This is a genomic window from Varibaculum cambriense, assembly GCF_022133705.1.
Classification (GTDB): Bacteria; Actinomycetota; Actinomycetes; order Actinomycetales; family Actinomycetaceae; genus Varibaculum; species Varibaculum cambriense_A.
This window is the reverse complement of sequence record NZ_JAKNHJ010000040.1, coordinates 1-270: the sequence shown is the minus strand read 5'-3', so window position 1 is coordinate 270 and position 270 is coordinate 1. Positions and strand designations below refer to the sequence as shown.

The window sequence follows — 270 nt, the reverse complement described above, 5'->3', positions numbered from 1 at the left end:
GCCGATCAAAGGTTTGAAAATCGGCGTCCCTAAAGAATATTTTGGCGAAGGTTTGAATGATGACGTTGAAAATGCAGTAAATAAAACGATTTCAAAATTTCAAAATTTGGGCGCCGAGATCATTGACATTTCTCTGCCTCATTCGGAGTATGCTTTAGCAGCCTACTATATAATCATGCCTTGCGAAGTTTCGGCTAATCTCGCCCGTTATGATGGGATAAAGTATGGATTTTCCGCGGCGGGCAAAGCGAAGAACTTATTAGATGTTTA

General features: G+C 40.7%; 1 protein-coding gene. It reads left to right on the top strand.

Translation table 11 applies throughout. The features are described from left to right. Nucleotides 1-270, top strand: a 270-nt coding sequence (locus L0M99_RS09710) for an amidase family protein (protein WP_283217169.1), incomplete at both ends; no start/stop codon positions are given.